Source organism: Streptomyces sp. NPDC055025 (assembly GCF_053608565.1).
This window is the reverse complement of the sequence record NZ_JBSGVS010000004.1, coordinates 30,361-47,364: the sequence shown is the minus strand read 5'-3', so window position 1 is coordinate 47,364 and position 17,004 is coordinate 30,361. Positions and strand designations below refer to the sequence as shown.

The 17,004-nt window shown below is 69.1% G+C and carries 11 protein-coding genes; 5 read left to right on the top strand and 6 right to left on the bottom strand.

The genetic code is table 11. The features are described from left to right. The 3 genes from ACWGDX_RS03880 to ACWGDX_RS03870 all read right to left on the bottom strand — a co-directional run bounded on the left by ACWGDX_RS03880 (nt 1) and on the right by ACWGDX_RS03870 (nt 4,326). Entirely contained in the window at nt 1-1,203 is a 1,203-nt protein-coding gene (locus ACWGDX_RS03880; RefSeq protein ID WP_453621939.1) for an ABC transporter substrate-binding protein, read from the bottom strand. A gap of 169 nt (nt 1,204-1,372) precedes the next feature. Next, entirely contained in the window at nt 1,373-1,777 is a 405-nt protein-coding gene (locus ACWGDX_RS03875; RefSeq protein ID WP_453621937.1) for a roadblock/LC7 domain-containing protein, read from the bottom strand. Continuing rightward, nucleotides 1,774-4,326, bottom strand: a complete 2,553-nt coding sequence (locus ACWGDX_RS03870; RefSeq protein WP_453621935.1) for a sensor histidine kinase — start codon at nt 4,324-4,326, stop codon at nt 1,774-1,776. The genes ACWGDX_RS03875 and ACWGDX_RS03870 overlap by 4 nt, the downstream gene beginning before the upstream one ends. An 801-nt stretch (nt 4,327-5,127) precedes the next feature. Between ACWGDX_RS03870 and ACWGDX_RS03865 the strand changes: the two genes are divergently transcribed. Continuing rightward, nucleotides 5,128-5,694 carry a snapalysin family zinc-dependent metalloprotease gene (locus ACWGDX_RS03865; RefSeq protein WP_453621933.1) on the top strand — a complete coding sequence of 189 codons (567 nt, stop codon included), beginning with the start codon at nt 5,128-5,130 and terminating at the stop codon, nt 5,692-5,694. Between the two features lie 174 nt (nt 5,695-5,868). Here the strand turns inward: ACWGDX_RS03865 and ACWGDX_RS03860 are convergent, their stop codons facing one another. Beyond that, a complete protein-coding gene (locus tag ACWGDX_RS03860) occupies nt 5,869-9,345 on the bottom strand; it encodes a phosphodiester glycosidase family protein (protein ID WP_453621931.1) in 3,477 nt (1,158 codons plus the stop codon). A gap of 280 nt (nt 9,346-9,625) precedes the next feature. On the opposite strand from ACWGDX_RS03860, the gene ACWGDX_RS03855 reads away from it, so the two are divergent. Further along, nucleotides 9,626-10,123 (top strand): GNAT family N-acetyltransferase, encoded by a 498-nt coding sequence (locus ACWGDX_RS03855; RefSeq protein WP_453621929.1) that lies wholly within the window; start codon nt 9,626-9,628, stop codon nt 10,121-10,123. Nucleotides 10,124-10,323: 200 nt separating this feature from the next. Beyond that, complete coding sequence (locus ACWGDX_RS03850) at nt 10,324-11,169, top strand: hypothetical protein (protein WP_453621927.1); 846 nt, start codon at nt 10,324-10,326, stop codon at nt 11,167-11,169. 129 nt (nt 11,170-11,298) lie between these two features. Here ACWGDX_RS03850 and ACWGDX_RS03845 read toward each other — a convergent pair whose 3' ends face one another. After that, entirely contained in the window at nt 11,299-13,395 is a 2,097-nt protein-coding gene (locus ACWGDX_RS03845; RefSeq protein WP_453621925.1) for a SpoIIE family protein phosphatase, read from the bottom strand. Nucleotides 13,396-13,746: 351 nt separating this feature from the next. Here ACWGDX_RS03845 and ACWGDX_RS03840 point away from each other — a divergent pair, with 351 nt between their 5' ends. Then, nucleotides 13,747-14,151 carry a nuclear transport factor 2 family protein gene (locus ACWGDX_RS03840; RefSeq protein WP_453621923.1) on the top strand — a complete coding sequence of 135 codons (405 nt, stop codon included), beginning with the start codon at nt 13,747-13,749 and terminating at the stop codon, nt 14,149-14,151. Between the two features lie 534 nt (nt 14,152-14,685). Further along, complete coding sequence (locus ACWGDX_RS03835; RefSeq protein ID WP_453621921.1) at nt 14,686-16,428, top strand: hypothetical protein; 1,743 nt, start codon at nt 14,686-14,688, stop codon at nt 16,426-16,428. Nucleotides 16,429-16,554: 126 nt separating this feature from the next. Here the strand turns inward: ACWGDX_RS03835 and ACWGDX_RS03830 are convergent, their stop codons facing one another. Then, on the bottom strand, nt 16,555-16,962 hold the full coding sequence (locus ACWGDX_RS03830; RefSeq protein ID WP_453621919.1) for an ATP-binding protein: 408 nt from the start codon (nt 16,960-16,962) through the stop codon (nt 16,555-16,557). Nucleotides 16,963-17,004: the final 42 nt, after the last annotated feature.

The following is a 17,004-nucleotide window of genomic DNA, read 5'->3' as shown; positions in this document are numbered from 1 at the left end:
TCAGCCGCCGAGCGTCGCCAGGTCCTGGACCATGACGTTGGCCAGCTGGTTGCCGTCCGGCCGAACCTGACGCAGATACCAGGCCTGCACCGGCGAGTGCGCCTTGTCGCCGAACTCCCAGGCGCCGCGCGGGCTGTCGATCTGGCCCAGACCCGCGATGGCCTTGTTGATGGTCTGCGGCGTCACGTCACCGTTCTTCGCGGCATCGGCGATCGCCTTGTCCAGCACGGCGGCCGCGTCGTACGACGCCATCGCGTACGTGGTGGGCTGCGTGTCGTGCTTGGCCGTCCAGTCGGCGGCGAACTTGCGGTTGGCCGCGTTGTCGAGGTCGGCCGCGTAGTTCAGGACCGAGTAGATGTCCTTCGCCGCGTCGCCCTGCGCCTGGAGCACACTGCCCTCGGTGACGAAGGCCGTGTACAGCGGCAGATCGGCGATGTCGGACTGCGCGTACTGCTTGGCGAAGTCGATCGCGGCCTTGCCGGCGTAGAAGCAGTACACCGCCTTGGCGTCCGTCTTGGCGATCTCGGCGAAGTACGGCAGGAAGTTGGTGGTCTTCGGGAACGGCGTCCAGGTGGTCTTGCCGTCCGGGTTGGCGAGTTCACCCCCCACACGCTTGAACTCGTCGGTGAAACCGCGCAGTTCGTCGTAGCCGCCCTGGTAGTCGGGGCCGATCGCGTAGACCGGTCCGTCGACCTTCTCCTTGACGTACGGGGCGATGGCCTTGCCCGGCTCGTCGGACAGGAAGCTCGTCGTCCACACGTATTCGAGGTCCTTGATGACCGGCCGGCCGTTCGACCCCAGGAAGGGGATCTTGGCCTGGTTGACCAGCGGCAGCACCGCGTTGACCGAGCCTCCGCCGACGAGGCCCGTCAGCGCGTCGACCTTGTCCTTCTTGACCAGCTTGGTGGCCGCGGGCACGGCGGTGGGCGGACCGTCCCCCTCGTCCGCCACGATGAGTTCGACCTCGCGTCCGCCCAGCTTGTTGTCGTGGGTGTCCAGGTACAGCTCGAAGCCGGCGCGCAGGTCGGTACCGACCGGCTTGTAGGTGCCGGACAGGGAGGCCACCAGGCCGACCTTCACGGTGTCGTCGCCGGCTCCGCTGTCGCTGCTGCACCCGGTGACGGCCGCCAGACCGAGGGCGAGGGCGGCGGCGCCGGCCGGCCGGAATCTGCGGCGGCGCGGAAGGGACACGTCGAAGAACATAAGGGCTCTCATCGGTAGGAACGGGCAGTACAGGTCGAGTGGCGGTGAAGCGCGCTCGACATGGGCGACGACCGCGGCGGTGCGGGTCGTACGGACGGAGCGGGTGGTGCGGTGGTGCGGGCCGTACGGCGGGTGCGGGCGGTGCGGTCGTACGGGATCGGACCGGCGATCAGTGCGAAAGCTCGGTGCTCGTCTCGCGGACCTGGGGAGACAGCGCGTCGCCGACCTGGTTGATCAGTTCGGACATCATGTAGCTGACCTCACCGATGTCCGCGTCCCTGGTGGTGGTCACCAGCAGCGAGGCGCCGCTGGAGACCGCCATCGAGAACATGTAGCCGCCCTCCATCGCCGTGAGGCTGTGCTCGACGGGATCGGTGTTCGTCAACTGGGCGGCGGCGGAGAGCAGGTTGACGACGCCGGAGGCGATGGCGGCCAGCCGGTCGGCGTCGTCACGATCCACCCCGGTGTAAGCCAGCGCGAGTCCGTCCACGGACACGGCTATCGCCTGGGTGACTTCCGGGATGCGTCCCGCGAAGCCGCTCAGGATCCAGCTCAGGTCGGCGGGGGAGGTCATTTCTTGCTCCGTTCGATGTCGTCGGCGGTGGCGGAACGTCCGCGCTGGTTGGTGCTCCTGCTGATCCCCTGGGCGTAGGCCGCCAGGACGTCGGAGACTTGCCGGGAGTCCCGGCGGCGGGGCGACGGCCTGGGCGCGGTGGCGCCGGAGCGCTGTTCGGTACCGTCCCGTTTGCCCAGGGTGGGCCGCTGCTGCGGAGTGTTGCGCTGGCGCACGGGCAGTCCCGAGGAGCTGACTCCGGCGATGCGTGAAACCGGCTCGTCGCCCAGGGGACGCCGGGCAGGCGTGTCGCCGCGCTCCCGCTCGCGCGTGCCGGAGCCGGGACCGCCACCGAGGAATCGGTTGCTTCCGGCGATGCCGCCGGGGGGAGTGCCCCGGTCGCGTCCGCCCCGCTCCGTACCCCGCGTCCCGCCGGGCCGGGCCGGCGCGTAATCGCCGCCGACGGGAGCGCCGCCCATGGCGGTCCCGGTCCCGGTCCCGGCACCCGCGCCGACGGAGGCGCCGTCGCGGTCCGGCCACCCGCCCGCTCCGGCGGGCCGCCCGCGCCCGGACTGTCCCGGCTGGGTGAACGGACGAGGCGTCTCATAGCGCGCGCCGACGCCACGGCTGTCGTTGTCACGGTCCTCGCCGAGTGTGCCCCGCGGCTGCGGTGCGGCCTTGCGGGGGGCCGAGGCCAGCACGTTCACGGGCAGCGCGACCTCGGCGATGGTGCCGGGGCCGGACGAGTCGCACAGTTCGACCACGATGCCGTGGCGCGCGGCGAGCCGCGCCACCACGTGCAGACCCATGGACCGTACGTCGCCGATGCCCGACTGCGGCTCGCGCAGCGCGGCGTTGTAGACCGCGCGGCGTTCCGGGGTGATGCCCACTCCCTCGTCGACGATCTGTACGACGGCCCGGTCCCACAGCCGCCATACGGCGACCCCGACCTGCTTGTCGGGAGGCGAGAACCGGGTCGCGTTGTCGAGGAGTTCCGCCAGGATGTGCGCCACGTCGTGCACGGCGCGGGCGGCGATACCGATCTCCGAGTCGATGACACCGAGCGACACGCGGTCGAAGCGCTCGATCTGCTGGGCCGCGGCCATGATGACGGTGGAGCAGTCGATGTCCTGCGAGCGCACCCGGGCCTGACCGTAACCACCCAGCACCAGGAGGCTGTTGGTGTTGCGTTCCATGCGGATGGCGAGGTGGTCGAGGGCGAAGAGGGTCTTCATCCTCGCGGGGTCGGCCTCGTCGCGCTGCACCATGTCCAGCTCGGACACCATGACGGTGGTCAACTGCGCGCCCCTGCGGGCGACACCGACCAGCGTTTCCGCGAACTGCTCGTGGATGTGGGCCTGTTGGGCGGCCAGCCGGACGGCTTCGTGGTGAACCGCGTTGAACGCCTCACCGACCTCGCCGATCTCGTCCCCGCCGGTGGTCCCGATCGGGTTGCCGGACCGCTGGGCGACCTGCTCGGGTGTCGCGCCCCTCAGTGCGCCGGGCTGCGACAGTTCGCTCATCACGGCGGGCAGCCCGGTGTGGGCGACCTCGTGCGCGGCGTTGCGCAGATCATGCAGCCGGCGGATCATGACGCGACCCAGCCGGATGGCCACGACGACGGCGCCGACCAGGGTCAGTACCACCAGGGTGATCTCACCCCCGGCTGTCCAGACGAGCGTGGTGCGCGCTTCGGAGACCGTCGAGAACACGGACTCGTCGATCCGCTTCTCCACCGAACGCAGCAGCGTCAGACGGTCGTTGGAGGCCTTCCGCCACTCCTTCGGGGTGACCTCGATGTCCTTGCCCGGACCCGTACGCCCGATCTCGTCCTCAAGGCGTCGGGCCTCCAGCGCCTTCGTGCCGGAGAGGGTGCGCTCCAGCCAGGTCCGCCACTGGCCGGGGCCGAGGTCGAACAGGACACTGATCGACTCGGTGTAGCCCAGCCGGCTGGCGTCGAACGTCCGCTGGGAGGCGGTCGTGAAGCCGCCCGCGGCCTGCGCCCGCGCCACCGTGACCTGCTGCTGGGCCGTGTACTCGGCCGCCTCCGACAGAGCGGCGGCGGCGCGGATCCGGTCCGCGATGTCGGCGTCGACACCGCTGGCCTGAGCGATGCCGTCGCGGTAGGCGTTGAGGTCGGCGATCACGATCCGGTAGCCGAAGGCGAGCGCGGAGATGGTGCTGCCGCCCGAGCGCACCTGGGCGCGCAGGGAGGGCATCTCGTCGATGAAGCGCTCGATACGGTCCAGCGCGGCCTGTGCGTTGCCGGGCACCTCGGACAAGCGCTCGATCTGGCCGCGGAACCTGGCGACGCTCATGTCGGTCGCGTTGGTACTTTCCTGGAATGTCTCCGCGTCTCCCTGTGCGGAGACCAACGCGGTGGCCGCGGCCCGCTCGCGTTGCAACTGATAGGTCAACTCCCCTGCGGTCGCCGCGACTTCGACCATCGTGGCCAGCCGGTCCGCCTGGAGCGCCTGGTTGGTCGCGGGTGCGAGAGCCAGAGTCGAGAAGGCGACGGCCACGGTGAGGGGCGCGGTGACGAGCAGGACGAGGCGACGATTGATTTTCACTGAGCGGCTCCATCGCCGGAACCGGTGCTGAGTATCGGTAACACGCAGATACCTATTAACGGGTTGTGGCGGAGTGTCGGTGGGGACGCTGCTATGTCGGTGGGGGCAGTGGGAAATGTGGGGACTGTGGTGCGTCAGTGGGGACTGGTGTGCACGTGTGCGTTGTTGTGGATGAGACGGAGGGGGCCCCAGCGGCGCGGCCCGATACTAAGCCGTAGCGCGCGGCAACGGACGCGTACATGCTCGAAGATCGCATGAGCCCCACGGGGCAGGAGCGATCGGATCCCTGCCCCGGACGCCTGGAGGACGGTCCTTCCCGAGGCCAATCGGAATGACCGGATCGGCTCGGCGAAACCATGAACGACCAGTGCACCGGCCTTGTGCCAGAGGGCGGCAGAAGTCAGGCGGAATGTCCACGAGGCTTTCTCACACGGTGACTTGACTGACCATCAGGGACTTGGGTTTCGTTGCGGAAAGGTTAGATCCGTTGGTCGGCGACCGCGGCCCGGTATGTGCCCGGACCATCCCTTGCCGGCCGGATCCGGGCGCACGGCCGTCTCGGCGGCTCCGGGTCGCGGCGGCTGGGCGAGGACGGACCCCGCGTCATCGAGTTCGGGGTCTCGCGTGCGGCGGAGAACCGGACCCGACCGGAACGGGGGGTCTGTTCGGCGTATCGCGGTTCATGTCCCCGGAGCGGTTTCCGGATCCCCGCTCGGCGGGATTGGTGCCGGTCCTTGCTGGGCAGTGAGCAGGGAAAGATCGTGTCATGTGCACGACCATTTTTTCCGCAGGAGGTCCACCATGCACATCCGTACGTTGACCAGCGGGTTCGCCGCCGCCCTGGCCGTGACCTTTTCCCTGATGGGCGGTCAGGCCGTGGCCGCGCCTTCCGTGGACGCGGACAGAGCCCTCGCGGCGCGTGTCGTCACCTATGACGCCAGCGGTGCCGCGGAGTTCAGGTCCGCGGTCGACCGGGGCGCGGCGATCTGGAACGAGAGTGTCGACGGTGTCGAACTACGCCCGGCCGCGGCGGGGCAACGCGCCAACATACGGGTCCTGGCGGACAACGGCTGGCCCCGCGCCATCACCACCTCCCTGGGCAACGGAACCGTCTACATCGGCCGGGAAGCGGTGATCGAGGGGCACAACACCATCCGCATCTCGTCCCACGAACTGGGCCACATCCTGGGCCTGCCGGACCGTAAGCCGGGTCCCTGTTCGAGCCTGATGTCCGGTTCCAGCGCGGGAACCACCTGCACGAACGCCTATCCGAACACGGCCGAGAAGGCCGAGGTCGAGCGGTACTTCGGCGGCGCGTTCGCGCGGCCGGGCGGAGCGGTACCGCTCAACACCGTGATCGTGGACTGACGCGCGGCCGGGGCCCGCTCGCGCAGCACTGAGGGCGACCACGTGTGTGATCGCCCTCAGTGCTGTCCTCAGTGCTGTCCTCAGTCGGACCGGCTCGCCCTCAGCCGGGCCGCCCTGTGTGTCAGACCGCTCGGAGGCCGATCCGCGCCGGCCGCCCGCCGGTGTCGGTGACCGTCACCTGTCGCCCCGCTCGAACGGTACGACCTGGATGGTCTTCGAGGTCGTGACCGGCGCCAGGGAGCTGTCGTCGGTGTACGCACGCATGGAGTCGTTCGTCACGGTCACGGTCACCGAGCCGGCCCTCAGCGCGGTGAGCGTCCGGGTCCGCGGGTCGAGGATCGCGACCTTGCCCTGACCGCGGGCATCGTCGACGGCGCTCTTCCCGCTGCCGATCGCCAGGTTGGACGAGCCGCTCCAGTCGACCGACATCGGGTACCGCAGCGGCACCACACGCGAGCCTGTCGACACGCCCTGCGGCTGCACGATGCTGCCCGAGAGCTGCGCCGTGTCGTCGACCTCGACCGTGGCCGGGGTGTCGAGCGCGATCGACTGCGCGAAGGCGCGCACATCGGCCTCGATCCACTGCTGTGTCGCGTCCCGGCCCGCGTCGACGGACCAGTCGACCCAGCCGGTGAAGCCGCCGCGGTCCGGCGTGCCGTACGGGTCCTTGCCCGACGACGGCAGCACCGTGTAGGGGACACCCTCAAGGCGGTGGACGTTCGTTATCTGGGCATGGGAGCCGACCATCGCGGCACCCTTGCGCGAGGAGTCACGGAAGTCCGTGAGCATGTCCTCGATGAGCGCGGCCTCGTCGCGGTCGCCGAGCTGACTGGACTTCGCCTCGGCGGGGTCGTCCACCGGGTGGTGGGCGAACACCATGACATTGCGCACCGACTTGTCCGTCTTGGCGTCGGCGAGCGCTTCCCGCATCATCGGGAGCTGGTCCCACGCCGTCCCGCGCAGCGATCCGAGGGAACTGGCGAGCAGGATGAACCGCGTGCCCTTGTGGTCGAACGTCCGGTACGGCCGGCCGAACTCGGTGGTGAAGTTCGTCAGATCGCTCTGGACGTTGTTGAGCCCGTAGGACTCGTGGTTGCCCGGCACGTAGTAGCACGGGATGGAGCCGGCCTTCGGGTCCGGCGTGCTGTCCGGCGCCGGCTCCTGGCCGACCGGGATGAGGTCGCACCCGGCGTCGGTGAGCACCTTGCGCGCGAGCGCGAGGTCCTGCGGCAGCCCCCGGTCGGTGATGTCACCGTTGAGGACGAGCAGGTCCGGGTCGGTCTTGCGGATCCGCTGGATGGCGGCCGTCGCGACCTGGGTCAGCGCCGGGTTGTCGGCCGTGAACTGCACGTCCGACAGCGTGGCGAACTGCCATGTCTTACGCCCGACGAGCAGCGAGCCGTCGTCGGAGATGAGCGGGTCGGCCTGCGGGGCGGGCTGGGCGGGCAGGTCGACCGAGGTCGGGACGTCGGCCTCGATGCGGTCCAGGACGAACGTGCCCGCCTTCTGCTGGGCGACGTTGGTGTTGATGCCCTGGAAGCTCGAGATCGTGATCGGGAACGCCGTGGTCGCCGGCACCGTGAACGTGGCGTTCTGCCAGTCGCTGCTCGCGGTCAGGCCGGTGCCGTAGATGCCGTTGCTCTTGCCGGCCGCGTCGATGTAGCCCAGGTAGGTCAGACCGCTCGGCACGCTGATGTTCGACTTGATCCGCACCCGTACGCGCAGCGGCTGGCCGGGAACCGGGACGCGCTGGGCCGCCGACGCCGCCGAGATACCCACGTTGCGCATCGCGTTGAAGTCGATCCGCAGGCCGTCGGGGTCCGCCGAGAACGTCGTGGCCGCGGTGCTGTTGTTGCGCCAGCGAGCGAGCACGTCGTCGTCGAAGTCGTAGAGCGTCCTGGTCTGCACGCCGATCGTGATGGGGAGCTGGACCGACTTGCCGGCGACCGAGAGCTTGAGGATCGTGCTCGCGTTGGCGAGCGGGGTGATCTTCAATTTTCCGTTCGAGGGCCGGACGTCGACGACGCTGTGGTCGTAGTCGAGCGCGAGGTCCCGCGGGTCGATCGGAGCGGTGTAACCCTGTGCGTCGCGGCCGGTCACGGAGACGGTGGCCGCCTGCTCGGGTGTCACGTCGGCTATCGACAGGAGCTGGGACGACAGCTCCACGCTGTTGACCGGGCCGAGGACGGTGACCTTCGCGTCCTCGTGCTCGCCGCCCACCCGCGCCCCGACCTTGACCGTGCCCGCCTCGGCCGGGGCCGTGAGCGTGCCGTCCTCGACGGACGCTTCGTCCGCGGACCACTCCACGGACTCCTGGTCGACCGGCACCGGGGTCTCGTGCTTGTCGAGGCCCCGTACGACGAGCGCGCGGCGCAGGCCGGGGAAGACCTTCACGCCGCCGTCGGCCGCCGCCGCGCCCGGCGCGGGCTTGACGAGGATCTCGTGCAGCTTTCCGTCGCCCTTCGCGACGAACACCCCGACGCCGTTGGGGTCGTTGCGCTCGTGACCGTCGGACGGGACGTTGCGGACGGTCGCGTCGTCCTCGCCGAGCGCGCGGGCGACCATCGTGGTCGAGCCGCCGCCGTCGAGGTTGACCGCCGTCTCCACGCCCATCGCGGCGAGGTCACGCGCCTCCTTGTCGATCCCGACGCCGCCCTTGCCGGTGCCGCCCGGACCGTCCCAGGTGGCGAGCACGAGTGTCCGGCCGCCGTCCTTGAAGCCGAGCGCGGTGCGCGGGGCGATCGAGGTGTCGAGGCCCTTGACGACCTGGCCGCCGGAGATGATGGTGCCGCCGTGGCCGATCGCGAACCGCATCGTCTTGGCGGCGCTGTCGGCGAGCGAGTAGCTGAGCGTCGCCGGGGCGCCGGGCCGCAGCGCGCGGATCGCGGTCGCCGCGGCGCCGCGCCCGACGAGCACGAAGGCGCCGTCCGGAACCTTCCCCGAGCCCGCGGGACCGTTCGGCGTGACCGACACGACCGAACCGTCCTTGACCAGGACCTCGGCGATCTGGTCGTTGGCCACGCCGGTCAGGCCCCCGTTGCGGCTGTAGTCGCCCCAGGCGGAGGTGAACGCGACCATGCCGTCCGCGGGGATCCCGCCGCCGTTCGCGGCGTTGATCGACAGGACTTTGTGGCCCGCCCCCGCGAAGTCCGCCGTCGCGTCGACCGAGAGGTCCACGAGCTGGGTGATGCCGTCCTTGCTGACGCCGACGTGCTTGCGGCCGCCGGCGATGTCGGCGGTCTTGAGGAGTTCGCCGTCCTGGATCTCGCCGCCGAGCGCCGCGTTGGAGCTGCCGATGTCGAAGAAGTCGCCGTTGACGCCCGCGACGGCGCCGGCCTTCTTGGCGGCCTCGCTGAGCGAACCGCCGGACGCGACCGGTCCGGAGGTGAGCAGATCGGTGCTGACGTCCTTGTCGGACAGGTTCACGGTCAGGAATTGCGCGTCGTACCAGCCCTTCTGGTCGAGCGCCTTCACATGCTGCAGATTGATCCCCGGACCGATCTTCTCGGCTGTGTTGACCAAGGGAATCCCGCCGGTGACCGGCGCGGGCCGGCTGTCGTCCGCGTACGCGACGGCAGGTGCGGCAGCCAGGGCGGTCGCCGTGGCGAGCACCACCAGCAGTGGCCTCGTACACCGATGGTTCAGGACCATCAATTTCATTGGAACCTCGGGTCAAAAGATGACGCGGAGGCAGAACAACCCCCACCACGCCCATTTCGGGCGCGCACCCATTCGAAAGATCAACCGAGAAGCGCGGATGACGCCATCACGAGCCCGCAATGAACCCTCGCTGTGGAGTTGAGACCTGACGCCGTGGCGGACCGCGGTGGTCCGTGGCGGACCGTGGCGCCCGGACACTCCTGGTCCGTGTCCGACGAGTCATGAGGTAAATGGTTCGCGGGTCGGCCGTTTGGTTCGTAGCCTGCACCGCGTGATCAGTTTTGGGCTGCTGGACAGCGCCGGGCGACATGTCGCCCTGCATGAGGTGCACGACGAGAACTGGAGGGCTGTCGCGGACATCGCTCCTCTGGACGGCCAACGCCGATACGTTCCCGCCTTGGCGGCTCGCTATCTCGTGCTGTCGATGCGCGAAGGCGTATGGAACTCGTTCGCGGTCTGCGCCGACGACACGGTGGCGGGGCACGTCATGTGGGGCCGCGACGAGGACGGTTCGCACTGGATCGGCGGCATGCTGATCGACGGCGCCGAGCAGGGCAAGGGGGTGGGGCGGGCCGCGGTGCGCACTCTGATGGGATGGCTGGCAGGCCATGAGGACTGCCAGGTGCTTCGCCTGTCGTATCACCCGGACAACACCGCGGCCGGGCAGCTCTACGCCTCTTTGGGATTCGAGCCGACGGCAGCCGTCGAGGGGGACGAGATCGTGGTCGAACTGTCCGCGCGGGCGGTCATCGCACCGACAGCGACCTAGATCTGTCCGGAAGGTCCGCTGGAAGTGCTACGGGGGAGTGCCATGGGGGGAAGTGTCACGGGCGGAGCCGGAGCCGGATCGCGGTGACGGCGACCGTGGCGTGCGTGAACCGAACGAACCGTGTGTGGTCCGCCGTCTCGGTCCGACTAGAGTTCGCCTCCTTGCGAAGGGCACAAGAAGTACACACCTGGGGGGGACATATGAGGCACATCCGGAGCGGAGCGTGGGCGGGGATCACCCTCGCCGTGCTGGCCGCGACCACCGCGTGCGGCGCGGACGCCGCGAGGAAGACCGTCGACGCCGTCAGCCACGCCGACGCGATCATGGTGGCTCTGACCCGTGCGTCGGACAAGGCGTCGAAGCTCGGTTCGGCCGAGGTCGAGACGACGACGGTGATCGACGCGGCCGGGGGCAAACCGGTATCCATGGACGGCACCTACTCCTGGGGCGACGGCGCCGCGCTCGATGTCGAGATGGACACCGCGAACGCGCAGATGCAGTCCCTCCAGGACGATCCCACGCTGACGGTGAAGATGGTCGACGGGGCGTACTACTACGAGGTGGACCCGCAGCCCAGTGGCCCGCTCAAGGGGAAGCACTGGATGCGGATCGACGTCTCCGCCGTCATGGGGGAGTCGGGCGCGGACAGCATCGCGGACAACGCCGACCCGACGGCGGGCCTGCGCTACATCGGCGCGGCGAAGGACGTGGAGAACCTCGGCGAGGAAACGATCCGCGGCAAGAAGGCGACCCACTACCGGGGTAGCGTCGGCGCGGAGCAGGTCAACGCGTCCGACCTCACCGCCCAGGAGAGGAAGGCCGCCATCGAGTCCCTGAAGACGAGCGGCGGGAAGATGACCGTCGACATCTGGGTCGACGGCAAGGACCTGCCCGTGCGGATGAAGCAGAGCGGCGGCGGTGTGGCGACCACCATGGACTTCCTGAAGTTCGGTGCCATCAAGCCGATCACGGCCCCGCCGGCCGCCGACACGGGCGACCTCACCGACCAGGTCAGGGCGCAGCGCGACCAGTCGCTGGGCCAGTGACGGACCGAGTGGGGCTCTGACACGCACCAAGGCGGCCCGGCCGATACGACGGCCGGGCCGCCGGTGTGAACCGGCTCGGCCCGGTGTTCGACCTGATCGCCCACTGACCACCACCCGCTTTCACAGCCGTCACAGCCGTCCCGGTCCGCGCGTGCGGGTGCGGGCCAGCAGCAGGGCGATGTCGTCGTCCAGCGACTCCGGCATCGCCGCGTCGGGGATGACGACGTCCGATGCGCGACGCGGTTTCAGGGACATCGCCGTGATCACTTCCGTACAGAGGTCCTCCAGCGGGACGCCGGGATGCGCGAGGGCCGAACCGAGCCGGCGCAGACCCTCGTCGAGATCGGCCTCGCGGGACTCGATGAGCCCGTCGGTGTAGAGGGCGATGACGCTGCCCTCGGGCAGCTCGATCGACAGGGACTCGTACGAGCTGAGGCCCGTACCGATCGGCGTACCGGCGGGCAGTTCGGGGAAGGTGACGCCGCCGTCGGGGGTGAGCACCGCGGGCGGCGGGTGTCCCGCCCTCGCCATGGTGCAGATCCGGGTGGAGAGGTCGTAGACGGCGTAGACGCAGGTGGCGCCCATGGCCTGGGACCAGAGGCCGGGCCCGCCGGCCTCTCCGCTGTCCTGCTCGGCCAGACGGACGACGAGGCTGTCGAGCCGGGAGAGCAGTTCATGGGGCGGCAGATCCAGCTCCGCGAGGGTGCGGACGACCGTACGGAACTGTCCCATCCTGGCCGCCGCGTTGATGCCGTGCCCGACGACATCGCCCACCACCAGGCCGACCCGGTCGCCGGGAAGGTGGATCACGTCGAACCAGTCGCCGCCGACGCCCTCGTGCGTGTCCGCCGGCAGATAGCGCGACGCGACCTCGATCGCCTTGCCTCCCGCGAGACGCTGCGGGAGGAGATCGCGCTGGAGCGCGAGAGAGGCGGCCCGCTCGCGGGTGAAGCGGCGGGCGTTGTCCAGACTCAGTGACGCCCGCCCGGCGATCTCCTGGAACAGGAGCAGTTCGTCCCTGGAGAACGACACGGGATTGTCGTTACGGACGAACACGGCTTCGCCGAGGAGTGTTCCGCGCGCCTGGAGGGGGACGATGATCAGGGAGTGCATGCCGGTCGCGCGGATGTTCCGCAGCCGGTCCGGGTCCTGGTCGAGCCAGGTGCCGGGAGAGGTGTCCAGGACCGGTTCGTAGTGGGACTCCCGCGAGCACAGGGCGCGGGTGAACGGCGACGAGGGGGGCACGAGGACCACCTCCCCGATGCCCCACAGGGACTCCGGCATACCGGAGTGGATCGAGGCCGCTCCCGCACGGCGGAACACGGGGACGCGCTGGTCCGGGGAGGTGAGCCGCTGGAGGGGCTCGCCGCCGAGCGGCACCGACTCGGCCAGGTCGATCGTGATGTAGTCGGCCAGTCGCGGCACCGCGAAATCGGCCAGTTCCTGCGCGGTTTTCATGACATCGAGGGTGGTACCGATGCTCTTGCCGGCCTCGCTGAGCATGAGGAGGTGCTTGCGGCCGTCGGACCTGCTGATGTCCGTGGCCATGCAGCAGACACCCAGCGGGCGGCCTTCCGCGTCGTCGAGGCGGAAGTACATGCAGGAGAACACGCGCTCCTCGTCCGTGTCCGGGACGGGCCACCGCTGCTCACGCTCGATCACCGGTACCCCGGTCGCGAACACCCGCCGGATCAGGGCCACGACGGCCCCGCTCTCGCCGCCGGGCCACAGCTCCGTGAGCACATGCCCCACCCGCTGGTTGTGTACGAGCCGGTCCCAGCGTTCGGCTTCCTCGTTCACCCAGATGTACCGGCCGTCACCATCACAGATCGACACCGCGATCGGTGAGCGGGCCAGCGCCGTCCCGAGAGGTGTCTGCGGCGGTGTGCGCGGCGGCGCCTCCGTGACGGTGCCGGTGCTCGTGACGGCCCTGGCCATCACGAGCCATTCCTTTCTGCCACCGCCGGACAGGGGGGACGCCTCGATGGACGCACGGACGCCTGTTCCGTCCCTCCGGCGCAGTTCCGTCGTCCCCGACCACGGCTCCCGCAGCCGTGCCCGCCACATCCACTCGGCCAGGCCCCGGGGCGCCAGGCGCGGTTTCAGCAGCAGCGTGGCGGAGCGGCCGACGATCTCCGCGGCGGTGTACCCCAGAAGCCCTCTGGCTCCTTCCGTCCATCCTGTGACGGTTCCCCGGACATCGATCATCGCCACGGCCGTGCCCATCCGATTGGATTGCGATGTTCCGGCTGTGGAGTTGATCATTGCTCAGTCTCCCCTCCTCTCGTCGAAGGTCGAGAAAGCACGCCCCAGCTCATCGGACCAAGAATAAGCCGTTGCACCTTGTCCCCAGTGTTTGCTCAATTCCGCACCATTCTCGTCCGTACGCGCATGCGTCTCTACACAGGGTGACGCCAATATCGCACATTCGTTCCCGCGATAAGTCGCGTACTTTTCCTTCGATTGCGGCTGTCCTGAAGCCGAGTCGCCGCGTTGAGCGGTCTACGGTGTCACCGTCGCCCATTACGTTCAACGGCTCAGCTCCTGGCTCCGGCCGCCTGCAGAAGGGACAATGCGATGGATCCTGATATCCGGACCAGAGCCGCGATCGAGGAACACTGGCGGGCATCGGAGCGTGGGGATACCGAAGCCGAGCACGCCATCTACGCCGCGGACGCGATCCTCGACTATCCCCAGTCAGGTGAGCGATTCCAGGGCCGCGCGACGATTTCGGCACAACGTGGCGGACACCCTGCCAGCCGGCACTTCACCGTCCACCGGATCGTCGGCAGCGCGGATCTGTGGGTGAGCGAGTGTGTCATCACCTACGACGGGGTGCCCACCTACTCGGTGAGCGTTATGGAATTCGCCCACGGGCATGTGGTGCACGAGACGCAGTATTTCGCGGACACCTTCGGTGCGCCTGAATGGCGGACAGCGCTCGCGGAGCCGATGCCGGGCAGGAGTATCGCCAGGGCCTGACCCAGGGCCTGACCTAGAGCCTGGCCCGCGGCCGGCCTCGGGGGTGGGCCGGCCGGGCCGGGGGCGGGGGTCCCGGCCCGGCCGTGTTCGTACCGCTTCACCGTGTCGTCCTTCGCGCGGACCCGGTTCTCGGTCGTGCCGATGCGCCGCGCGATATCGGCGGCCATCCGATGTATATGGCGAGATCTTGCCCTCCCGCACCGCGCATCGCACGGCAAATCATCCATAGCGGGATGTATCAGCAATGGCGGTTGGGACCATTGACGAGTTATGAGTTCGGCAGTTCAATCTCGCCCGTACGGTCAAGCTGCCGGCACAGAAGGCGGAACGTCCCGACCGTCTTGGCGTCCGAGCATCCTCGGGCACACAGCCGCTCGCGGTTCGGCGGTTCCCGCACAATCGCCAATCCCATCAAGGGGTGAACCATGTACCGCAGAATAATGCCCGGCCTATGCGGCCCTGTGCGGCGTCGTGTCGCTCGCCGCGGGCGTGGTGTCCGTCCAGAGCGGCGACGCGCGCCCTGACAACGTTGCCGTGGCGGCCGCTGCCCAGCCGGCCGCCAAGCCCGAGGCCCAGATCGTCGCCGCGGCCGGGGCCACCACGCCCTTTGTGACGGTCGAGGCCGAATCCGGGGGGCTCGGCGGCGGCGCCCGTGTCCGCTCCATCGGTCCGGGCACGACGCCCCCGACCAAGGCCACCCTGGAGGGCGAGGCCTCGGGCTATTCGCTGGTCGAATTGAAGGCCAACGGCGATTCCGTGACGTTGACGAACAATACGGGGAAGAACGCCAACAGCCTCGTGGTCCGCGCCTCGATCCCGGATTCGGCCGGGGGCGGCGGAATCAACGCGACGCTGAACCTGTACGTGAACGGCACCTTCCGCCAGGCGATCTCCCTCAGCTCTCAGCAGGCGTGGAACTACCGCGGTGCCACCACCGATCCGGACGACCCCGGTGCCGGGGGCCAGGCGTACCGCTTCTACAACGAATTCCCCCTGCGGGTGACGGGTGCCGCGATCGCCCCGGGCAGCACCATCCAGCTCAGGAAGGACGCCGGCAACACGGCTGCCGTCTACGACATCGACTCCGTCGATCTGGAGAACGTCGGTGCCGCGCTGGCTCAGCCGGCGGACTCGATCTCGGTCGTCGGCAACGGCGCGGACCCGAACTTCCAGAAGGATTCGACGGTAGCCATCCAGAACACGGTGAACGCCGCCCGCACGCAGGGGAAGTCGGTGTGGATCCCGCAGGGCAAGTACCTGACGAACAGCCTGGTCTCCAAGCCGTTGGACTTCACCGGAGTGAAGGTCCAGGGCGCCGGCATGTGGTACACCACCCTCTATCGCAAAGTTCCGCTGCCGGCCAACTCCTGGCGCTCGCAGATCGTGGTGGGCACGAGAACCACGGTGACGGACCTTCAGATCGACACCAACGCCGTCTGGCGGGGAATCGGCGGCACCGGCGGTTCGGACTACGGGGTCAACGCCGGCGGTACGGGCTGGCTGATCGACCGGCTCTGGACGCGGCACATCGACGCCAACTGGCTGTCGGGCACCGACGGCATCCTTCAGAACAGCCGGACCGCGGACAGCTACGGCGACGGTTACAACATCAACAACGGCAACGCGCCGAACGGGGAGAAGCTCGGCCTCAACATCACGGTCCGGAACAGCTTCGCCCGGAACACCGGTGACGATTCCTTCGCGACATACTCCGACGCAGGCCCCACCGGCACCAACGGCCAGGTGTCCGGAGCGAAGATCCTGAACAACACCGCGATCGCACCCTGGTGGGCCAACGGGATCCGGGTCGCCGGCGGAAAGAACGTCGAGGTGCGGAACAACGTGGTGAACAGCGTGTCGTCGAACAACGCCCTGGAACTCAGCGTGTTCGGCGATTCGGGGCACCCCCTGGAGTCCGCCGCGGTCACCGGGAACGTCCTCCAGGGCGGCGGTGGCTGGAACGGCGTCCGGCACGGTGTGCACATCGGTTCGACGGGGAGCACCTCACAGTTCCCGAACGCTTTCACGAACGTCACGATGAGCGACAACATCCTGCGTGGGTCCCTCACCGCGGGGCTCAGCATCGATCGAACCCGCGTCAATGTCACGCTGACGAACAACACGATCGACCGTCCGGCGAAGCAGGGAATCTGGATCAATTCGGGAGTCACCGGCACGGGGACGTTCACCGGCAACAAGATCCAGAACCTGCTCCCGGGACAGGTGGCGCAGCGGAACGATTCACCCAACACATTCAAGATCGTGACCAGCGGCTGACCTGGGATACCGATGGGAGGCAGCGGGAGCCGGGGAGCGTTCCGGCTCTCCGTACGGTCCGTCACCCGCCGTGGGACTACCAGGCCGGCTCCACGACTCCCGGCTCCACGGCTCCCGGCTCCACGACTACCAGCCCAGCTCCACATGGACGGTCTTGCCGTGGAGGCCGGGGACGACGCGCACCCGGCGGGCGAGGCTCTGGACGATGGGCCAGCCGCGTCCGCCGGTCCGGTCGGGGGTCCGGGAATACGGGGGACTGGGGCTGGTGTCCCGCACGGTGATCCCGATCCCGCCGGGAAGCAGGTCGAGCTTCAGGGTGAGGGGCCCGGGAGCGTGGCGGACGGCATTGGTCACCAGTTCGGAGATGACCAGCAGGACGTCGTCGCGAAACGTGGCGCGCGCGTACGGGACGTGATGGCGGAGAAAGGCGGCGCCGGCGTCCCGTGCTTCGGCGATACAGCCCGCCATGCCGTCGAAGTCCACGCACACCTCCGGAGGACGAGCGCCGTGCGGAGTGGCCGGCGGGGGTTCCATCCCGGCTCCCTTCCCAGTGAGTACCTCACCGCTGCCGGTGAC